Genomic DNA, 15,775 nt, shown 5'->3' on the forward strand with positions numbered 1-15,775 from the left:
GAAGGGAAAGGTCGGAACTGATGTGTGGTATCGGGCAGTTGCCCGGGACATCTTGAACGCGCGGATTATGCGGCGGAGTCGACGGGACTCATGTGCTGCCGGGCGTACAGGCGGAGGAGGTCGTGCGTATAGAAATGGCCGAGCGGATATTCCTCGAGCAGATGGGCGTCGACGAGCTGCTCGAGCAGGTGACGGGCCCGCGTGGGTGTGGCGCCCAGCAGTTCCGCGCACCGCGCCGCGGACAGGCCGTCCTCGGCGTGCTCCCCGAGCCTGAGGAACGCCTCGCCGAGGGGTTCCGCCAGCTGTTCCAGGTGTTCATGGAAGAGCCGCCCCACGGACAGCCGTCCGCCGGGCAGTGACAGCTTCTCCAGTGTGCCGGTTTCCAGCCAGGTGACGCAGTCGGCGACGCGGTGCCGGGGCCGTCCGAGCAGGCGCGCTCCGGCGATGGCGAGGGCGAGGGGGAAATGGCCGCAGAGCCGGGCGAGTTCGAGTGCCGCCTCCGGCTCCGCGCGTACCTTCTCGGCCCCCACGACGGCGGCCAGCAGGCGACAGGAGTCCTCGGGCTCCAGCGGCATCAGCCGGTGCAGCGTGCCGCCCGTGCTCACCGCGAGCTCCGCGAGGTTGATCCGGCTGGTGATGATCACCGCGCTGCCCGCCGATGTCGGCAGCAGGGGACGTACCTGCTCGACGTCCGACACGTCGTCGAGGAGCAGCAGTACTCTCCGGTCGTCCCCCTGCGCCGAGTTGACGCGGGAAACGATGTCATCGGCACGGCCGGTGTGGCCGTCCCGCATCCGCAGGGCCCACTGTCCGTCCGGGAAGTGGTCGCGCACCTGATGCGCCACGTGCGTGGCGAGCGCGGTCTTGCCGATGCCGGGCGGCCCCGAGAGCACGGCCACCGCGGGGCCCGATCTCTCCTTGGTCAGCTGTGCGACCAGCGAGGCGACGTCGTCGGCCCGTCCGGCGAAGTGCGGGAGGTCCGGCGGCAGGGCGCAGCGCGCGGGCACGGGACCGGGTTCGGCGGGCGCGGCCTCCGCCGCGACGGGCGCATCCGGGTCCGGCACGGGCTCGAGCCGCTCGCCGCGGAGGATCGCCAGCTCGAGGTTCTGCAGCGCGGGGCCGGGGTCGACCCCGAGCTCGTCGCGGAGGTACGCCTTGACCCGCTGGTATTCGGCCAGCGCGTCGGACTGCCGCCCGGAGCGGTACAGCGCCTCGATCAGCTGCTCCCAGAACCGCTCGTGGCCGGGGTGCGACCGTACGACCGTACGCAGTTCGGGCAGGACCTGCCGGCCGCGGCCCAGCGCGAGCGAGAGGTCGAAGACCCGCTCCCAGGAGCGCAGCCACTCCTCGGTGAGCGCCGGGATCTCCCGGCTGTGCAGGGCGTCCGACGGGATGTTGCCCAGCACCGGCCCGCGCCACAGCTTCACCGCCCGTACCAGCAGGTCGAGTTCGGCCTGCTGGTCCTCCTGTACGGCGGCGGCCCTCACCTGCTCCCGGAACTCGAGCAGGTCCAGGGTCGTCGGCGTGGCACGGAGGCGATAGCCGCCGGGCAGCGTCTCGATGAGGTTGTCGGAGATGCCGAACTTCGCGAAGAGCTTGCGCAGCCGCATGATGTACGTGCGCAGCGTCGCCGTGGCGGTGACCGCCGGGTGTTCTCCCCAGATGGCGCGCTGCAGATAATCGATGGACACGACTTCATTGGGACGCAGCAGGAGTGCAGCCAGCAATGTCGTGGGTTTCGACGGCTGCAGCACCACTGCATCCCCTTTCTCAGAGATGCTCAGCAGACCGAGCACCGAGAAACGGGCATCCAAAATTGGTTCCCCCATCAAAAGCTTGCGGCAAAAAGGGGTGGAAGTTCTCTCGGGAAAAGAGTTCTCCGCCGGTTGTGAAAAGGGCATGGAAATACCCGGCGGGGCCACGCCTCCCGCACCGTCCCCACGGTCCGGCCCGGGGTTCGGCCGGCCTGCCGCCCGTGTGCTCACCGCATGGTCAGGCGGCGTTACCCGGAGTAGCCCGAGGGGTTCCCTCCGGCCGGCTGCGGCGCTGAAAACGGTGAATCCGGGGCGAGCTGCATAACGGACCCGCTAATTGCCCCGAATCAACGATTGCCCTCGAGTGAGTCAATTCCCTTGAGTGGAACATATCACCAAGATCCCCCTGGGGGGCGGGCCACCACAACCCCTATGTGGATGTGAGGTGGGTCACATTGCGAAACCTTATGTTTGGACGCAATGGGGGCCGGGGTGGTTGAGGACATTGCTCACCTTTGTTCGGCCCTTTATGGAGACTTGGCATTAATGATTGACCATTTGACGACCTTCTTGGCCGAAAAAGCGCCCCTGCCTTGAAGGGGAGGGGCGTGGTGCGGTTGCCGCCGGCCGGGTCGCAGGGCCGCGAGGGGGGCGGCGTGAAGTCCCCTTGTAGGGGGTCGACTTAGGGGGTGGCTTAGGGGGTGCGCTGTGCGCCTTCACGGGAGAGGCGTCCGTATGGGTGACGGCGGGAACGATCCCGCACCCCTCGTCCGGGCAACAAAAAAGCCCCTCCCGGAGGGGAGAGGCAACGCGCGAGCGCCCCCGGCAGGACTCGAACCTGCGGCCAAGCGCTTAGAAGGCGCCTGCTCTATCCACTGAGCTACGGGGGCCGGTGTGCGGCGGTCGCGGACGGCTGAAGCCCCGGGCTCGGTGGTGCCGTGACCTTGCCGGGGACAAGGATAGGGCTCCGCGTACCTCGTCCCGGTTGCTTCACCTCCGTGACACGATGTGGAGGTTCGGTGAAGCGGTCCTGATAATCGCAGGCGGGTGCGAATCCTGCACCGTTTTTCACGCCTCAGAGGCAGGGTGTTGTGCACTCGTTATGCCCGGGCCCCATACGCCACGCCTCGCGTCCTACGGGCTATACGCTTCAAAAACACACCAGAATTGGGCATTCTGCGCGTGTGGCGACCTTGGATGTACGGCCCAGACTGCTCGACGCGCTGTCCGCACTGCGTGATCGTGTCGACGCCGCACGCTTTCCGCTCCCCCTTCCCGGCGCCGCCCGCGCCCGTCGCAACCGGGTCGAGCTCCTCGCGCAGCTCGACGACTACTTGGTGCCCCGCCTGTGCGCCCCCGAAGCGCCCTTGCTCGCGGTGGTCGGGGGTTCCACCGGGGCCGGGAAGTCCACTCTGGTCAACTCGCTGGTGGGGCGGCGGGTCACCGAGGCGGGGGTGCTGCGGCCGACGACCCGGACCCCGGTGCTCGTCTGCCATCCGGACGATCAGCACTGGTTCGCCGGACCCCGGGTCCTGCCGGATCTGTACCGGGTGTGGGCGCCGGTCCAGGACGGGGCCCCGGTGTTCGAGCAGGGGGAGGAGCAGGAGGGCGACGGCGGGGCGTACCGGGAAGAGCGCGAAGAGGGAGAGCCGCCGGCCGGCGGCGAACCCGCCGGGCTGTGCATCGAGACCGACCGGGCCCTGCCCCGCGGCCTCGCCCTCCTCGACGCGCCCGACATCGACTCGCTCGTCACCCGCAACCGCGAGCTCGCCGCCGAACTGGTCTGCGCGGCCGACATCTGGGTGCTCGTCACCACCGCGACGCGGTACGCGGACGCGGTGCCCTGGCATCTGCTGCGGGCGGCCAAGGAGTACGACGTCACGCTCGTCACCGTGGTGGACCGGGTGCCGCACCAGGTCGCGGGAGAGGTGACGCGGCAGTTCGGGGCGCTGCTGGAGTCGGCGGGGCTCGGCGACGTACCGCGGTTCACGATCCCGGAGCTGCCGGAGTCCGTCGGCGGGGGCAGCGGACTGCTGCCCGGCACCGCCGTCGCGGAGCTGCGGGACTGGCTGACCCAACGGGCGCAGGACCCGGCCGCCCGGACCGTGGCCAGGGCCCGTACCGCCGACGGCATCCTCTCCTCGCTCGGGTCGCGACTGCCCGACCTGGCCGGGGCGGCGGCCCTCCAGCACGGTACGGCGGTACGGCTGCTCCAGCGGACCGAGGACGCGTACACGCGCGCCCTGGAGCGGGTCCGGCGCGAGACCGCCGCGGGCGAGGCGCTCGCGGGCGACGCGCTCACCCACTGGCGCGGCCACCCGCGCGACAGCACCTCCGACGAGCTCCTCACCTCCCTGTCCGCCACCCTCGTCGCGCTGCTGACCTGCGCCGTGGACGCCGCCGACGAGGAGATCGCCGAGGCCGGCTCCGACCCCGCCGCCGAGGCGGCGCTCGCACCGCGCGACGGGCAGGGCGCGGCCGGCCGGATCGGGGTGGCGGTCCGTCACTGGCGGCGCTGCGTCGAGGAGATCGCGGAGGACGCCGTCCGCACCCTCGAACGCCCCACGGCCGGCGACGCGGAGCGCGCTGCCGCGCTGCTCGTCGCCGCACTGCTCGGCGGCCGCCGGGCCCACCTCGCGGGGGAGAACCTCGCCGAACTCCTCGGTGCGCGCAGCGCGCAGCGCCTGCGCGACCGGGGCGCCGATCTGCTGGCCGACTGTCTGGAGCGGGTGCTCGACGCCGAACGCGACCGCAGGAGCGCCCCGCTCGACGCCCTCGACGTGACCCCGGACCCCCAGGTCGAACTGATCGCGGCCCTGTCCGTACTGCAGAAGGAGAGGTGACCGCGGTGGCCGGCACCGACAGCCGCGGCGAGGGCCCCGCGCCCGACGCCGACGACCGCGCCTGGGACGACGGGCTGATCGCGCGCCGCGCCCGCCCGGAGAAGGACGTCAAGGACGCCAAGGACGTCGAGGAGAGGACTCGCGAGAAGGCACCCGGCGAGCCCTCCCCGCCGGGCGGGGAGTCCCGTCAGACGGCCGCCCTCGGCGGGGACCTGCTGCAACGGATCGACGCGCTGCGCGAGTTGACCGGGCTCTCGCGGACCCGGCTGGACGGCGGCACGCTCGCCGAGGCGGGCCGGGTGCTGGAGGAGGCCGCGGCCCGGCAGCGGTACGCGCTGGACCTCACGGTGGTGGCCATCGCCGGTGCCACGGGCAGCGGCAAGTCGACGCTGTTCAATGCCCTGGCCCGGGCCCAGCTCTCGGAGGCCGGGGTGCGCCGCCCGACCACCGCGGCGCCCGTCGCCTGCACCTGGACGGACCGGGCGGACGGGCTGCTCGACCGGCTGGGCATCCCCGCCAGGGCGCGGCGGCAGCCGCCGCGCCCGTACGACCCCGCGCTGTGCGGGCTCGTCCTGCTGGACCTGCCCGACCTCGACTCGTCCGTGCCCGGCCACCGGGAACAGGTGGACCGGCTGCTCGCGCTGGTGGACGCGGTGATCTGGGTGATGGACCCGGAGAAGTACGCCGACGCGGTGGTCCACGAGCGCTATCTGCGCCCGCTGGCCCGGTACGCGGAGGTGACCTTCGTGGTGCTCAACCAGTCCGACCGGCTGCCGGGCGGGGCCGTCGACCAGGTGCTGGACGACCTGCGCCGGCTGCTGGACGAGGACGGACTGGCGCTCGGCGAGCACGGCGAGCCGGGGGCGGTGGTGCTGGCGCTGTCGGCGCTGACGGGGGAGGGGGTCGCGGAACTGCGCGAGACGCTCGGCCAGTTCGTGGCCCGGCGGTGCGCGGCCGAGCTGCGGCTGACCGCGGACGTGGACGGGGCGTCGGCACGGCTGAGGCCGGCCTATGTGACGGAGGAGGGGCGTCCGGGGCTCACCGAGGAGGCCCGGCAGGAGTTCGAGGACCGGCTGGCGGAGGCGGTGGGCGCCCGGGCGTCCGGGCTGGCCGCGGAGCGGACCTGGCTGCGCGACGCGGGCCGGGCGTGCGGGACGCCATGGGCCCGGGCCCGGGGCCTGTACCGCAGGCTGCGCGGGCAGGACGCCTTCGCCGGTGCCGGTGAGGACGGCGAGGAGGCCCAGCGCCGGACGGCGTCGCGGCCGCTGGTCGAGCAGGCCGTACGGTCGCTGGTGCACGAGGCCTCCGCGGGGCTGCCCGGACCGTGGGCGCAGGCGGTGCGCGAGGCGGCGGCGAAGGGGGCGGAGGGGCTGGCGGAGGCGCTCGACGCGACGGGCGCGGTGGTGCCCGAGCCGCGCGGCGGCACGGGGGAGCGGCGTACGGGCACGGGACGTACGGGCACGGTACGGCCGGTGCGGCCCCGGTGGTGGGCGATGACGGCCGGCGCCCAGGCGGTGCTGCTGCTCCTGCAACTGGCGGGCGTGGCCTGGCTGGTGGGGATGGTGACGTCCGATCTGCCCGGGGAGTGGTGGACGGCCGGGGTACTGGTGGTGGCCTGCGGGCTGAGCGCCCCGGTGCTGGCGTGGTGCTGCCGGCTGGCGGCGCGGGGGCCCGCGCGCAGCCATGGGCTGGAGACCGAACGCCGGCTGCGGAGCGCCGCCGCTGGGTGCGGACGGGCACGGGTGCTGGAGCCGGTGGCGGCGGAGCTGCTGCGGTACCAGGAGGTGCGGGCGCAGTTCGTCATCGCGGCCGGGGAGGGGTGACGGAGTTGTCCACAGTCGTGGGGTCGTCCACAGGCTCCGGCGGGATCCGGTGATCAAGGGCACCATGAGCTCACAGGCCGGGTGAGGGACCCGGCGGGGGAGCGGGGGAGTTCGGTGAACGAGACCTTGGTGACGGTCGTGGGGAACGTGGCGACGCAGCCGGACTTCCGGGAGACGGCGAACGGAGCGGCGGTCTCACGGTTCCGGCTCGCGGCGACCACGCGGCGCTGGGACCGGGGGCGGGAGGAATGGGCGGATGCGTACACGAACTTCTTCACCGTGTGGGCATGGCGGACGCTGGCGTCCAATGTGGTCGCGTCCGTGTCGCTCGGGGAACCCCTCATCGTGCGGGGGAAGTTGAGGATCGCCGAGCAGGAGCGTGAGGGAAAGCGGTGGCTGTCGGCCGATATTGACGCTGTGTCGATCGGGCACGACCTCGCGCGGGGCACCTCGGCGTTCCGCCGGGTGTCCCAGGTCCGGCCGCTGCCCGTGGAGCCGGTGCGGATGGCGGGTCCTGCTCCGGCCCCGGAATGGTCCAGACCGCAGGAGGGCGAGCTCGTCGAGGCAACGACCCCGTGAAATGGGGGGATTTGTCCCGACGATTTATCGATAATGCCGAGCGGAACACCTGCGTCCGATAACGATTCCGATTCGGATCGCCCGTGCGCATGACCTGCGTTGTTCCGGCACGGTGGGTGATCCCTAGGATCCCAACGGACAACGGGGGCTGCTGCATTTCGAGTTGCCCGGCGAGGCGTGCCCTGTGATCTGTGCTCTGCGTCACTCGCGCCCGCCCGAAAGGACTTCGATGAACTCTGTCACGAGACGGGCGGCCACCCGTCTTGCCGCGGCCGTGCTGGCGGCCTGCCTGGCCGCGGGGGGCGCGATAGCCATCGCGTCGTCCGCCGCGGCGGACGACGCGCCGCAGAGCTCCGCAGGTGTCAGCGCCACCCTCGGCGAGATCACGGTCGGCTCCGGCGCCTATGTGAAGGACTCGCGCCGGACCGGCCCCCTGCGGGCGGGTCTGTTCGAGATGAAGGTCGACGGGGGCGGCACGCTCCAGACGTACTGCGTCGACATCCTCACCGGCACCGTGACCGAGGCGAAGTACAAGGAGGCGGCCTGGAGCGAGTCGTCGCTGGGGAACAACAAGAACGCGGGCCGGATCCGGTGGATCCTCCAGAACTCCTACCCGCAGGTCAACGATCTCGCTCGGCTCAGCGAGAAGTCCGGCGCGGGCACGCTGGACGCGGGCCAGGCCGCCGCGGGCACCCAGGTCGCCATCTGGCGCTACTCGGACGGCATCAAGGTCGACGCCACCGACCCCGCCGCCGAGAAGCTCGCCGACTACCTCTACAAGAACGCCGATGACCTGGCCGAGCCCCAGGCGTCCCTGGCCCTCGCCCCGCCCGCCGTCTCGGGGAAGCCCGGCCGCAGGCTGGGCCCGGTCACGGTCCGTACCACCGCGGACACCGTCTCGGTCATGCCCTCGGGTGACGCCGCCGCGCAGAAGGTGAAGGTCGTCGACAAGGCGGGCAAGCGCGTCACCTCGGCCGCCGACGGCAGCAGGCTCTACTTCGACGTGCCGTCCGGCGCGGCCGACGGGGCCGCCTCGCTCACGGTGACGGCCGCCACCAAGGTGCCGGTCGGCCGGGTCTTCGTCGGCGACAACATCAGGACCCAGACCCAGGTCCTCGCCGGCTCCAGCGAGAGCACCGTCACCGCCACCGCCACCGTGAACTGGGCGCGGAAGGGCGCCGCCCCCGCGGTGTCCGCCGAGAAGGCCTGCACCAAGGGCGGCCTCGAGGTCACTGTCACGAACAAGGGCGACCGCAAGCTCGCCTACGGCATGGGCGCCGCCCGCACGACCCGGCACACCCTCGCCCCGGGCGGCTCCGCGACCACCCTGGTCAAGGCCGACGAGGACCGGCCCTACGCGATCACCGTGACCGGCCCGCACGGTTTCGCCAGGACCTTCACCGGCGTCCTCGACTGCAGAACGGGCGACGCCGTGCCCGCCTCCGCCGACCGCTCCGCCACCCCCGCCTTCGTGAGCCGCTCGGGCCCCGGTACGCCCGGCCCCTCCGCCTCCGCCACGGACCGTGACCTCGCCACGACCGGCAGCAGCAGTGCCACCCCGCTGCTCACGGGTGTGGCGGCCGGGCTGATCGTGGTCGGCGGCGCCGCGGTCTTCGCGCTCCGCAGGAGGCAGACGACGGACGAGCAGTAGGGGAAGCCCCGCAGGCGGGCCCGGGCGACAACGCGTTTCCGCCCAGGGCCGCCCGTACGGCAAGATGGTTGTGTCTGCCCTCATGCGGCGGAGCCGCACATTGGCCCTTCTCGATCTGCCGGACGGTTTCTCTTGGCTGAGTACATCTACACCATGCGCAAGACGCGCAAGGCGCACGGCGACAAGGTCATCCTCGATGACGTGACGCTGAGCTTCCTGCCCGGCGCGAAGATCGGTGTGGTCGGCCCGAACGGTGCCGGTAAGTCCACCGTCCTCAAGATCATGGCCGGTCTGGAGCAGCCCTCCAACGGCGACGCCTTCCTCTCCCCGGGCTACAGCGTCGGCATCCTGATGCAGGAGCCGGAGCTCGACGAGAGCAAGACCGTCCTGGAGAACGTCCAGGACGGTGTCGCGGTGGTCAAGGGCAAGCTCGACCGGTTCAACGAGATCGCCGAGCTGATGGCGACCGACTACTCGGACGCGCTCCTCGACGAGATGGGCAAGCTCCAGGAGGAGCTGGACCACGCCAACGCCTGGGACCTGGACGCCCAGCTCGAGCAGGCCATGGACGCGCTGGACTGCCCGCCCGGCGACTGGCAGGTCACCAACCTCTCCGGTGGTGAGAAGCGCCGCGTGGCCCTGTGCCGTCTGCTGCTCGAGGCCCCCGACCTGCTGCTGCTCGACGAGCCCACCAACCACCTCGACGCCGAGTCGGTGAACTGGCTGGAGCAGCACCTCTCCAAGTACGCGGGCACCGTCGTCGCGATCACCCACGACCGCTACTTCCTCGACAACGTGGCCGAGTGGATCCTGGAGCTCGACCGCGGCCGCGCCCACCCGTACGAGGGCAACTACTCCACCTACCTGGAGAACAAGGCCGCCCGTCTGAAGGTCGAGGGCCAGAAGGACGCCAAGCGCCAGAAGCGCCTCAAGGAAGAGCTGGAGTGGGTCCGCTCCAACGCCAAGGGCCGCCAGGCCAAGTCCAAGGCGCGACTGGCCCGTTACGAGGAAATGGCCGCCGAGGCCGACAAGATGCGGAAGCTGGACTTCGAGGAGATCCAGATCCCGCCGGGCCCGCGCCTGGGCTCCATCGTCGTCGAGGTCAACAACCTCTCCAAGGCCTTCGGTGAGAAGGTCCTCATCGACGACCTGTCCTTCACCCTGCCGCGCAACGGCATCGTCGGCATCATCGGCCCCAACGGTGCCGGTAAGACCACCCTGTTCAAGATGATCCAGGGCCTGGAGGCCCCGGACTCCGGCGACATCAAGGTCGGCGAGACCGTCAAGATCTCGTACGTCGACCAGAGCCGCGCCAACATCGACCCCAAGAAGACGCTGTGGGCCGTCGTCTCCGACGAGCTGGACTACATCAACGTCGGCCATGTCGAGATGCCCTCCCGCGCCTATGTCTCCGCGTTCGGCTTCAAGGGCCCGGACCAGCAGAAGCCGGCCGGCATCCTCTCCGGCGGTGAGCGCAACCGCCTCAACCTCGCGCTCACCCTCAAGCAGGGCGGCAACCTGCTGCTCCTCGACGAGCCGACCAACGACCTCGACGTCGAGACCCTCTCCTCGCTGGAGAACGCCCTGCTGGACTTCCCCGGCGCGGCTGTGGTCGTCTCCCACGACCGCTGGTTCCTCGACCGAGTCGCCACGCACATCCTGGCGTACGAGGGCAACTCCAAGTGGTTCTGGTTCGAGGGCAACTTCGAGTCGTACGAGAAGAACAAGATCGAGCGGCTCGGTCCCGACGCGGCCCGTCCGCACCGGGCCACCTACAAGAAGCTGACCCGGGGCTGATCATGGCGCGCTACGTCTACAGCTGCCCTCTGCGCTGGTCCGACATGGACGCGTACGGCCACGTGAACAACGCGGTCTTCCTCCAGTACCTGGAGGAGGCGCGGTTCGACTTCTTCTCCGCGCTGGCCACGTCGGACGAGGCCGGGTCCGTCACGAGCGGGGCCGTCGTGGCCCGGCACGAGATCGACTACGTCCGTCCGCTCGTCCACCGGGCCGAGCCGGTGACCATCGAGATGTGGGTCACCGACCTCAGGCGGGTCGCCGTGACCGTCGCCTACGAGATAAAGGACGCGGAGCAGACCTACGTCCGGGCCGCCACGAAGGTGGTGGCGGTCGATCTCGAGAGCGGTCGGCCGCGCCGGATCGCGGCCGGGGAGCTCGAGCTCCTCGAGGGATACCGGGACGAGCCGGTCGACGGGTCCGCGGAGGAGGCCGTCGCAGTATGACGGCGTCGGGGTCGGCGCGCTTGCGCTTCGCCGAAGCCGGGGAGGCGGCCTCTCTGTCCGCCTTCCTGGCCCGGCTGATCCACTACGACCGTGCGGCGGTGGTCCGGCTGCAGGCCGGCGGGGGAGTGCTGGGCGTCTTCGGCCGCCCGCCGTCCTTCGAGGTGCTCGCTATCCGTACCGCCCGGCTGGACGGTCATGTCGAGCTCGATGTGACCGTGTCCGCCGGGCAGTTGAGCGATGCGCTCGACGCTGCCGCTTCCGGGGTGGATGTCACGGTGCCGGACGCCGTCACCGGCCCGCCCTGGGCCGGCGTGCTGCCGCCGCGCGGCGGCTGGCAGCGGGTCGCGGACCTGGACGCGGACGACGCGCGTGGTGCGGTGGCGGCTGCCGTCGCCGAATTCCGCGCGCGTGACGGGGCGTTGCCGGAGCAGCGGCGGACGCGGGTCGAGCGGGACCGCATCGGGCGGGAGATCTGGTCGCGGACGCTCGGCGAGACGGAGTTGCCGTTGCGGGCGGTGCATGCGGCGCAGTCGCTGGGGTTCCTGGGCCCCGTGGGGGCGGAGTTGGGGCTTTTCGCAGCCGCCGGTGGGTGGTTGCGGGTGCGGACGCCGTACGGGTCCGTGGTGGTGCGGGTCGCCGGGGTATCGGGGCTGACGCTCACCCCGGCGTAGGGAGTTGCGCCCCGGTCCCGCCCTTTCGCCGTTTCCTGGGGCTGTGCCCCAGCCCCCCCTTGTCGCGGCTTCGCCGCTCGTCCTCAATCGCCGGACGGGCTTGATAGTGCCGGGCCGGGCTTGATTTTCAGCGCGGGCGCGAAAATCCAGGGCGGCCCCGACATTCCAGCCCGTCCGGCGATTGAGGACAACCGCGCGGAGCGCGGTTTCGGGGGTCCGGGGGCTTGCCCCCGGAGGAAACGGTGAAAGGGCGGGACCGGGGCAGGATCCAAACGGGCAGCTCAGCCCGGGGCGTTGATCATGGACGCCGCCGCGTACGTCAGGTAGCGCCACAGCTCCTCGGCATGTGCCGGGGAGAGCTCGAGCTCGTCGACCGCGTCGCGCATGTGGCGGAGCCACGCGTCGTGCGCGGCACGGTCAACCGTGAACGGTGCGTGACGCATCCGCAGCCGCGGGTGACCACGATTGTCGCTGTACGTGCGCGGCCCGCCCCAGTACTGCATGAGGAACAGCACCAGGCGCTCCTCCGCCGGGCCGAGGTCCTCCTCCGGGTACATGGGCCGAAGCAGCGGATCCTCGGCCACGCCCTGGTAGAAGCGGTGGACCAGGCGCCGGAAGGTCTCCTCGCCGCCGACCTGCTCGTAGAAGGTCTGCTCCTGAAGCGTGCCGCGCCGAATCTCATTCACCCTTCCATGGTCGCAGACGGCACGGCGGAGGACTTCCGGCTTAAGTCCCTAAGTCCGTTCCTCAGCCCCGGCGGACCGTGATCGTCGTCCAGGCGCCGACGTGCACCCGGTCGCCGTCGTGCAGCGTGACGGGGACGTACGGCTGTATGGCCTCCTCGATGTCGTTGATCGTGGTGCCGTTGGTGGAGTCCTGGTCGACCACCGCCCAGGTGCCGTCGGGCTGTTCGACGAGGAGCGCGTGCTGGTGCGAGACGCCCGGGTCCTCCGGCGGGCGCGACAGGTCGATGTCGGGCGCCTCGCCCGTGCTGTGCCGGCGGCGGCCGATGCTGACCTGGGGGCCGGTGAGCTGGACGTGCTGCTCCGGGGAGTACGCGGGCAGGTTCAGCCCCTGGGCCTCCGGGCCGCTGCGGTTCATCATCGACAGGAAATAGTCGCGGTCCGGCGTGACCACCGCGTACCAGCCGTACATGGGCGGGGCGGGCGGCGGCGGGTTGGTCGGCGGGGACAGCAGCCAGTCCCCGTCGCCCTCGGGCGAGAGCGGCTCGGCCTCGCGGTTGACCTGGGACCGGCTGGAACCGTAGTACTCGAAGGTCTGCGACGGCGAGCCCTGGTGCGCCGAGGGCGGCGGGGCCGACTGGAACCCCTGCGGCGGCGGAGGCGGCGGGACGTACGAAGAGGCGGTCTGCGTCAGGAAGTTGTAGCGGCACTCCTCGCACCACGGGGCCTCCGCCTCACGCGGCGTACGGCACTGCGGGCACAGCTCCGCGCGCATGGTGGCCTCCGCAGCCTGGCCTGGGTAGACCGGCGCGGGCGGCGGCGGAGGGACGGGGCCCGTGGGCGCGGCGGACATCCGGTGGCCGCACACCTCGCACCAGTCGTCGGCCACCGATGGGTGGCCGTTCGGGCAGGTCGGCATGTCGGTCGATTCCCCCTCGTCCGGCTACTTCTTGACGCGGACCGTCTTGGTGGAGCGCGTTTCCAGCGTCATCTCCGCCTCCGCGGTGACCTTCGCCTTCAGGCGCACAGTACCGCTCGCCGCGTCGACGACGTCCACCACCTTCGACAGGAGCTTGGCGGTGTCCTCGTGCCCGGACCGGCTGGCCAGCTGAACGGCCCGGCCCAGCTTGGCGGTTGCCCCGTCCAGGTCGCCCGACTTGCGCAGATCCAGGCCCTGTTGGATGACCTGGGCCAGTTCGGCCTGGCCCGTGTAGTGCGCGACCTGCGGGTTGATGGCGGTCGACGCCGCCAGGTCGTCCGTCCACACCGCCCGGATCAGGCCCTGGGCGAGCACCTGCGGCGACGAACCGTCCGGTGCGGGCACGACGAGGGAGGCGCGGGCCGCCAGCATCTCCTGGCCGACCGCGGCGCCCGGGACCCGGACGCTCACGTGGTAGTCCCGCGACTCGTCGCCCCATGCGCCGGTCGGATAGTCGCCCGCGCGGGGCCCTGCCTCGGTGCGCCGGTCCGTGAGCTCCTTCATGGCCGGGGCGACCTGCTTGACGAACGTCACCTCGGCGCCCTGCGGGGTCCACAGCCGGAGCGCGACGTCCGCGACCTCCTTGCCCATCGCGGACTCCATCATCTGCGTGAAGTCAGTGGCCAGCCCGGCCGGGTCGGCGACGATGTCGGCCGTGCCCAGCAGGGCCGAGGCTATGCCCTTGACCTCCTTGACCTCCCAGTCCGTGCCCACCCCGCGCGCGTCACAGGTGAACCGGCCGGCGCAGGCGTCCAGCGCAGCCCGCAGCGCCTGAGGCTCCTCGTGCTCGTTGCGGCCGTCGGTGAGCAGGATGCCGTGCCGGATGGACGCCTCGGACGAGGCGAACAGCCGCTCCGCGAGGCGCAGCCAGGTGCCGATGGCCGTGCCGCCGCCGGGGCCGAGCTTGCGCAGCGCCTCCTTGGCCTGGGCGCGGGTCGTGGCGTCGGCCACCGCGAGCCGGCCCACCCCGGGGTAGACCTCCTTGGCCAGGTGGGTGCCGGCGACGACGGCGAAGGACACGCCGTCGCGCAGGGCGTCGATGGCGGCCGCCGTGGCGTCGCGGGCGTTGCGCATCTTGGCCGGCGGGTAGTCCATCGAGCCGGAGCAGTCGACCATGATGACGACGGCCGCGCCGGGGCCGGCCGCCGGTACGCCGAGGCTGCCGCCGCCGGTCGAGGTGACCGTGACGATCGCGTCGACCACCTGGGCCCCCTCGGGCAGAGAGGGGTTCTGGTACACGTCGACCGAGAACCGCGGCACGCTCGGTTTGGTGAAGTTGGACATCCGTTCCGCTCCTTCGCAGGTGCATGCTTCGCAAGCAATGGGCGGGCGGACAGGCGCGACGGGCCGGATGACCCCCGGCACCGGCGCGCATCCCCCCGTGGACGCGTGGTGCGTCAGGCCGATCCTGCCCCTTCGGGACGGGACGGGAACGGCATGACCGCCACCGTTACGTTGTCGTGGCCACCTCCGTCGAGGGCGAACTCCACGAGCTGCCGGGCGCTTTCCAGCGGCTGGGTGCGGGCGTCGGCCGGTACGACGGAGGCCATGTGCTCGGCGGTCTCCGCGTAGTTCCACAGCCCGTCGGTGCACACGACGACCACCCCGGGACGGTCCGGGTGGTAGGCCGCGGTGTGCGCCTCGACCTCGTACGCGTCGGCGCCGAGCCAGCCGGTGATGGCGTGGGCGCGCTCGTCGGCGTACGCCTCCGCCTCGGAGAGCAGCCCGGCGGACACCATCTGGGCGGCCCAGGAGTCGTCCTCGGTGAGCCGGGCGGGCTGGGTGCCGCGGTCGTCGGGCACCCAGTAGGCGCGGCTGTCGCCGACCCAGCCGACGGTCAGGAGGTCGCCCGTGATGACCGCGCTGACGATCGTGCAGGCGGGGGCGTTCTCGTGCTGGTAGCGGCTGTGGTCGCGCGGCTCGTGGCCGGGGCCGGCCAGCGCGCTGACCGCCTCGGCGGCCCGCATGATCGCCTGGCGGGTGGCCTCGCGCGGGGGAGTGCCCGCCGCCAGGGCCTCCTGGAGGTGGGCGAGCGCGCCGGACGACGCGGCGGCGGACGCCTCGTCGGGCCGGGCCGCGGACGACACGCCGTCGCAGACGACGGCGACCGCGGCGGGCCCGCCCTCCGGGAGGGCCACGGTGGCCAGGGCGTACGCGTCCTCGTTGCGGTGGTGGCGCAGGCCCCGGTCACTGACCGCGGCGACGCCGGCCGTCTCGTGCTCCATGTGATCCCGTTCGCGCGGCTGTGCATGCCCGCATGTCTCGCAGTACCCGTCGTTGTCGATCATGCCGGACCGGCAGGCCGCGCAGACGCGTCCGGCGCCGGCCGGGGCCGGTGTGCCGTGCGGCGTCTGCACGGGTACTCCCGGAGGGGCGAGCCGGTAGTCGCCGGCGGGGTGCGGCTGCCGCGGTGGTGCGCCGCCGGACGCCGACGGAGCCGCCGAGAGATCCGCGCCGCAGCGGCCGCAGTAATTGTCGGCCGGGTCGAGCGGTTCACGGCAGGCCGGACACGCCGTCAGCTGTGCGGGTTGCGGCAGTTGCGACATCGA

The 15,775-nt window shown here is 72.0% G+C and carries 12 protein-coding genes and 1 tRNA gene; 7 read left to right on the forward strand and 6 right to left on the reverse strand.

Annotation, left to right across the window (positions count from 1 at the left end):
• Nucleotides 1-65 precede the first annotated feature (65 nt).
• Both ACV530_RS32320 and ACV530_RS32325 read right to left on the reverse strand, forming a co-directional pair.
• Nucleotides 66-1,829, reverse strand: a complete 1,764-nt coding sequence (locus ACV530_RS32320) for an AfsR/SARP family transcriptional regulator (RefSeq protein ID WP_494336241.1) — start codon at nucleotides 1,827-1,829, stop codon at nucleotides 66-68.
• Between the two features lie 742 nt (nucleotides 1,830-2,571).
• A tRNA-Arg gene (locus ACV530_RS32325) sits at nucleotides 2,572-2,644 on the reverse strand.
• A gap of 303 nt (nucleotides 2,645-2,947) precedes the next feature.
• Here ACV530_RS32325 and ACV530_RS32330 point away from each other — a divergent pair.
• The 7 genes from ACV530_RS32330 to ACV530_RS32360 all read left to right on the forward strand — a co-directional run bounded on the left by ACV530_RS32330 (nucleotide 2,948) and on the right by ACV530_RS32360 (nucleotide 11,564).
• Nucleotides 2,948-4,597: a dynamin family protein gene (locus ACV530_RS32330; protein ID WP_494336273.1), complete on the forward strand. Its 1,650-nt coding sequence runs from the start codon at nucleotides 2,948-2,950 to the stop codon at nucleotides 4,595-4,597.
• Nucleotides 4,594-6,420 (forward strand): GTPase, encoded by a 1,827-nt coding sequence (locus ACV530_RS32335; RefSeq protein WP_494336242.1) that lies wholly within the window; start codon nucleotides 4,594-4,596, stop codon nucleotides 6,418-6,420. Before ACV530_RS32330 ends, ACV530_RS32335 begins: the two co-directional genes overlap by 4 nt.
• A gap of 114 nt (nucleotides 6,421-6,534) precedes the next feature.
• A complete protein-coding gene (locus tag ACV530_RS32340; protein ID WP_494336243.1) occupies nucleotides 6,535-6,999 on the forward strand; it encodes a single-stranded DNA-binding protein in 465 nt (154 codons plus the stop codon).
• Between the two features lie 229 nt (nucleotides 7,000-7,228).
• A complete protein-coding gene (locus tag ACV530_RS32345; RefSeq protein ID WP_494336244.1) occupies nucleotides 7,229-8,650 on the forward strand; it encodes a Cys-Gln thioester bond-forming surface protein in 1,422 nt (473 codons plus the stop codon).
• 132 nt (nucleotides 8,651-8,782) lie between these two features.
• Nucleotides 8,783-10,447: an energy-dependent translational throttle protein EttA gene (ettA, locus tag ACV530_RS32350; RefSeq protein ID WP_494336245.1), complete on the forward strand. Its 1,665-nt coding sequence runs from the start codon at nucleotides 8,783-8,785 to the stop codon at nucleotides 10,445-10,447.
• A gap of 2 nt (nucleotides 10,448-10,449) precedes the next feature.
• Nucleotides 10,450-10,893 carry an acyl-CoA thioesterase gene (locus tag ACV530_RS32355; RefSeq protein ID WP_494336246.1) on the forward strand — a complete coding sequence of 148 codons (444 nt, stop codon included), beginning with the start codon at nucleotides 10,450-10,452 and terminating at the stop codon, nucleotides 10,891-10,893.
• Entirely contained in the window at nucleotides 10,890-11,564 is a 675-nt protein-coding gene (locus tag ACV530_RS32360) for a DUF8010 domain-containing protein (protein WP_494336247.1), read from the forward strand. The genes ACV530_RS32355 and ACV530_RS32360 overlap by 4 nt, the downstream gene beginning before the upstream one ends.
• A gap of 281 nt (nucleotides 11,565-11,845) precedes the next feature.
• Here the strand turns inward: ACV530_RS32360 and ACV530_RS32365 are convergent, their stop codons facing one another.
• The 4 genes from ACV530_RS32365 to ACV530_RS32380 form a co-directional block, all read right to left on the reverse strand.
• Nucleotides 11,846-12,250, reverse strand: coding sequence for a globin (locus tag ACV530_RS32365; protein WP_494336248.1), 405 nt, complete (start codon nucleotides 12,248-12,250; stop codon nucleotides 11,846-11,848).
• Between the two features lie 61 nt (nucleotides 12,251-12,311).
• Nucleotides 12,312-13,166: an FHA domain-containing protein gene (locus tag ACV530_RS32370; RefSeq protein ID WP_494336249.1), complete on the reverse strand. Its 855-nt coding sequence runs from the start codon at nucleotides 13,164-13,166 to the stop codon at nucleotides 12,312-12,314.
• A 24-nt stretch (nucleotides 13,167-13,190) separates the two neighbouring features.
• On the reverse strand, nucleotides 13,191-14,510 hold the full coding sequence (locus tag ACV530_RS32375) for a vWA domain-containing protein (RefSeq protein ID WP_494336250.1): 1,320 nt from the start codon (nucleotides 14,508-14,510) through the stop codon (nucleotides 13,191-13,193).
• A 113-nt stretch (nucleotides 14,511-14,623) separates the two neighbouring features.
• The gene (locus ACV530_RS32380) at nucleotides 14,624-15,772 is read right to left on the reverse strand and encodes a protein phosphatase 2C domain-containing protein (RefSeq protein WP_494336251.1); all 1,149 of its coding nucleotides are present in this window, start codon (nucleotides 15,770-15,772) and stop codon (nucleotides 14,624-14,626) included.
• Nucleotides 15,773-15,775: the final 3 nt, after the last annotated feature.

This window comes from Streptomyces sp. SX-6 (assembly GCF_059089585.1).